The 4420-nt window shown below is 67.6% G+C and carries 3 protein-coding genes, 1 tRNA gene and 1 pseudogene; 1 reads left to right on the forward strand and 4 read right to left on the reverse strand.

Annotated features, from left to right (window positions below; genetic code table 11):
• Positions 1 to 300, reverse strand: a pseudogene (locus WBV89_RS12145) (phospho-sugar mutase); the annotation flags it as partial.
• Positions 293 to 1309: an adenosine kinase gene (locus WBV89_RS12150; protein ID WP_423981614.1), complete on the reverse strand. Its 1017-nt coding sequence runs from the start codon at positions 1307 to 1309 to the stop codon at positions 293 to 295. The pseudogene WBV89_RS12145 and the gene WBV89_RS12150, both read right to left, overlap by 8 nt.
• Positions 1310 to 1343: 34 nt before the next feature.
• Here WBV89_RS12150 and WBV89_RS12155 point away from each other — a divergent pair, with 34 nt between their 5' ends.
• On the forward strand, positions 1344 to 3935 hold the full coding sequence (locus tag WBV89_RS12155) for a M1 family metallopeptidase (RefSeq protein WP_423981615.1): 2592 nt from the start codon (positions 1344 to 1346) through the stop codon (positions 3933 to 3935).
• Positions 3936 to 4004: 69 nt separating this feature from the next.
• Here the strand turns inward: WBV89_RS12155 and WBV89_RS12160 are convergent.
• A tRNA-Ala gene (locus tag WBV89_RS12160) sits at positions 4005 to 4077 on the reverse strand.
• Between the two features lie 54 nt (positions 4078 to 4131).
• A partial coding sequence (locus tag WBV89_RS12165) for a hypothetical protein (RefSeq protein ID WP_423981616.1) occupies positions 4132 to 4420 on the reverse strand: 289 nt, incomplete at its 5' end.

A 4420-nucleotide genomic window follows, 5' to 3' on the forward strand; every position in this document is an offset into this window, starting at 1 on the left:
GCGCTCGGCGGCGCGGTCGAGACGTCCGGCCGCCTGCTCGTCGAGCAACCACCGAGCCAGGCCGGCCGCGGCCTGGCGAACCACGAGCCGGTTCATCCGCATCGAGCCCGCACCCACAGCGGCGCGCAGGCCGGCGGTCCCGAACTGCAACCGGCCGGCGAACCTCGCGTCGAGGTCGGCTGCGGCGTCGGCGTCTCCCGATTCGGTCGATTCGATCAACGCTGCCAGTTCGACGCGGAGGTCGTCGTCGGGCTCGGCCTCGAGCCAGGCGCGTGCGGTACGGAGCGTCTCGTCAGGCATCGCTACGAAGAGTATGCAACTCGACGAGCGGTCGCGGACCGACGTGGCTGATCACCTCGGCTGCAGCGATCGATCCGAGGCGGCCACACTCGGCGAGCTCGGCCCCGGTCGTCAACCCGTGCAGGAATCCCGCTGCGAACAGGTCGCCTGCACCGGTGGTGTCGACAACCTTGCGGACCTCGACGGCCGGCACCTCGATCACCTCATCGGCGGTGACGATCACGCATCCGGACGGGCCGCGGGTGATGACCCCGATCCGGCATTCGGCGCGCAGCGCTGCGATCGCGGAATCGAAGTCGTCGAGTTCGTACAGCGACAGGAGCTCATCCTCGTTGCCGAACAGCAGGTCGACGCTCTCGGCGACCAACTGGCGAAAATCGGCACGGTGCCGGTCGACGCAGAAGGAGTCGGAGAGGGTCAGCGAGACCGTGCGCCCGTTCGCGTGTGCAACCTCGGCGGCCCGCCGGAACGCAGCCTTTGCGGGCTCCCGATCGAAGAGGTATCCCTCCATGTAGAGCACCTGCCCGGCCGCGATGACCGACTCATCGAGGTCCTCGACTCCCAGCGTCGACGACACACCGAGATAGGTGTTCATCGTGCGCTCGGCGTCGGGGGTCACCACGATCACGCACCGCCCGGTCGGGACCTCCTGCGCCGTGACCCCGCCTCGGAACGCCACGCCCACGGCGCGCATGTCGTGGCCGAAGACGAGTCCGAGATCGTCACTGTCGACCTTGCCGATGTATGCAGCGCGGCCCTTGAAGCTGGCGACACCGCACATCGTGTTGGCCGCCGACCCGCCGCTCATCTCGACGGCACCGGACAGGGCGCCGTACAACTCGACCGCACGGTCGGTCTCGATCAGCGTCATCGCTCCCTTGACCAACTCGTGGTTCGCGAGGAAGTCGTCGGACGCATGCGCGATGACGTCGACGAGAGCGTTGCCGATCCCGACGACGTCGTACGTCGGCCCGACTGACGGCGGCTGGGTGGTCGTCGAATCGGACACGGCCAGGAACGATACCCCCGGTACTCTCCCCGTCATGGTGACCGACCCGACGAACTCTGCCGCTCCCGCCGACGCTGGGGAACCGCGGGACGAATCCGATCCGTACCGTCTGCCTGACACGGTGCGGCCCGTGCGCTACGACGTACGGATTCGTCCCGCGCTCGGCGACGCCTCATTCTCGGGCGAGGTGTCGATCACCCTCGCCGTCGAGCGTCCGACATCGGTGATCGTGCTGAACGCCATCGAACTCGACATCGGATCGGTCGAGGTCGACGGAACGGCCGGTCGCTGGACACTCGACGAGTCGACCGAGCGCATGACCGTGGCACTCGACGACCAGATCGATCCCGGCCCTGCGGTGTTGACCATCGGGTTCAGCGGGACCCTGAACGACAAGCTCCGTGGCTTCTACCGCAGCACGTACGTCGACCACGACGGCGTCGAGCAGGTCATCGCCACGACCCAGATGCAGGCGACCGACTGCCGCCGGGCGTTCCCGTGCTGGGACGAACCCGAGTTCAAGGCGGTGTTCGGGATCACCCTCGACATCGACGAGGGGCTCACCGCGATCTCGAACGGTTCGGAGATCGAACGCTCCTCCGCCGACGGGCGCACCGTCATCCGCTTCGCCGACACAATGGTGATGAGCTCGTATCTCGTCGCGTTCGTGGTCGGCCGCCTCGAGATGACCGAACCGCTCGATGTCGACGGCATCCCGCTCCGGCTGGTGCACGTGCCCGGCAAGGCGGACCTCACCGGGTTCGGCCTCGACGTCGGCGCATTCGCGCTGCGCTGGTTCCAGGAGTACTACGGCATCCCGTACCCCGCCGACAAGGTCGACCTGGTCGCCCTCCCCGATTTCGCCGCCGGAGCGATGGAGAACCTCGGGTGCATCACGTTCCGCGAGAGCCTGCTGCTCGTCGATCCGGACAGCTCGACGCAGAGCGAGCGACAGAACGTCGCCGACGTCGTCGCGCACGAGTTGGCCCACATGTGGTTCGGCGATCTGGTGACCATGCGCTGGTGGAACGGCATCTGGCTCAACGAGGCATTCGCCACCTTCATGGAGATCGCCGCCTGCGACGCATTCGCACCCGAGTGGGAGCGTTGGACCAGCTTCGGTCTGGAGCGAAGCTTCGCGTTCGAAGTCGACTCGCTCCGGAGCACGCGCCCGGTCGAGTTCGCAGTGCACTCGCCGGCCGAAGCCGACGGAATGTTCGACGTCCTGACCTACCAGAAGGGTGGTGCCCTGCTCCGCATGCTCGAGCAGTACCTCTCGCCGGAGCGTTTCCGGGAGGGGGTGTCCCACTACCTGCGCACACACGCCCACGGGAACACCGAGACCAACGACCTCTGGGACGCCATCGAGTCGACGTCCGGCGAACCGGTCAGGCGGATGATGGACTCCTGGATCTGGCAGCCGGGCTATCCGCTCGTGTCCGCCGAACTCGTCGAACGCGACGGGGCCCGCGCGGTCGAACTCCGCCAGGAACGCTTCGCCTACTCCCCCACCGATCCGGCGTCACCCGATGATTCCGAATGGGTGATCCCGGTCCACGTTCGGGTCGGAGACGAGACCAGCACCGTCGTGATCGAGCCCGGGCGGTCGCCGCGGATCCCGGTCGAGGACTCCGATGTCGTGGTCGTGAATGCCGGCGGTCACGGTTACTTCCGGGTGTCCTACGGCCCGGAGCTGATGACCCGCTTCGCCGATCCCACCGTGCTCGGCGGGCTCAGCACGCTCGAGCGGTACTGCCTGATCGACGATGCGTGGGCGGCCACGGTCGCCGGGCGGATCTCGGCCGTCGAGTTGCTGGACCTGCTCGACGGATTCGTCGACGAGGCCACGTATGGGGTGTGGCAGGCCGTCGTGGTCGCCCTCGGCGGGCTCTCGCGACTCGTCGACGACCACGCGCGCGACGCGATGCGGGCTCGGGTCCGCGCGCTGCTGGCACCGGCGTTGAGCCGACTCGGCGATCCGCAGACCGGAGAGTCCGACCTCACCCGCAAGTTGCGCGGCATGCTCACCCGAACCGCCGGGGCACTCGGACGCGACGAGGCCATCATCGCGACGTGTCGTAGGGCATTCGCACGGTCACTCGACGGCGACACCGTGGACGCTGAACTCCTCGCGGCGGCATCCGGCGTGGTCGCCGCGACCGGAGGGGCCGACGACTACGAACGGATGCTCACGGGATTCTCGACTGCCTCGACCCCGCAGGAACAGCTCCGGCACCTGTACGCGCTCGCCGAGTTCGACGACGACGGGCTCGTCGCCCGGACCCGCGAGCTCGCGATGAGCGACGCTGTGAAGACCCAGAACGCACCGTTCCTGCTCCGAGCGACGATCGCGAACCGGAACCACGGGCTCGCCTCCTGGGACTTCGTGAAGCAGAACTGGGATCTCGCGAACGAGCGGTTCCCCGGCAACACGATCGTCCGGATGGTCGATGCGGTGAAACTGCTCAACACCGCCGATGCCGTCGACGACGCCCGACGGTTCTTCGAGTCCCATCCGATCGCGCAGGCGACGCAGACGCTCGACCAGGTGCTCGAACGACAGCGTGTGAACACCGCATTGCGCGATCGCGACGGTGACGCTCTCGCCGCACGTCTGCTGGCCTGATCGGAGCCGTCAACGGCGAGAACCCCAGGCGACCGCCTCGCGGTGGACGCCTGGGGTTCTCGGGAATCGTGGAGCTAAGGAGAATCGAACTCCTGACCTCGACAGTGCGATTGTCGCGCTCTACCAACTGAGCTATAGCCCCGAGGGCGATGGAGTGTAGCGGGACGATCTCGGTGCCCGCACCACTCGGATCAGGTCACTCGAGCCAGTCGCCGTACGTCGCGCTCTCGGCGCGCTGGCGACCTTGCGACAGCATGTAGACGTACCCGACGAGCGCGAGGAGTGCGAGCACGAAGACGTACAGCGCCACGGTCGAACTCGTAGTGAGCGTCAGGAAGAGCGCACAGGCGGTGGTGATCAGGAGGCCGAACAAGATGTTCGAGCGGCGCTGCTTTGTCGGATTGCGTGTCGCCTGCCTGCGCTGGGCGGGAGCGGCCGGGCGACGTTGGCCGCCGGAGGAGTCGCCGTGGGCCCGACGTCCGTTC

The sequence above is a fragment of the Ilumatobacter sp. genome (assembly GCF_049588435.1).
Classification (GTDB): Bacteria; Actinomycetota; Acidimicrobiia; order Acidimicrobiales; family Ilumatobacteraceae; genus Ilumatobacter_A.

Excerpts from the sequence above, each read along its gene's own strand:
- WBV89_RS12155 (WP_423981615.1), top strand. The coding sequence starts at position 1,344 with ATGGTGACCGACCCGACGAACTCTGCCGCTCCCGCCGACGCTGGGGAA.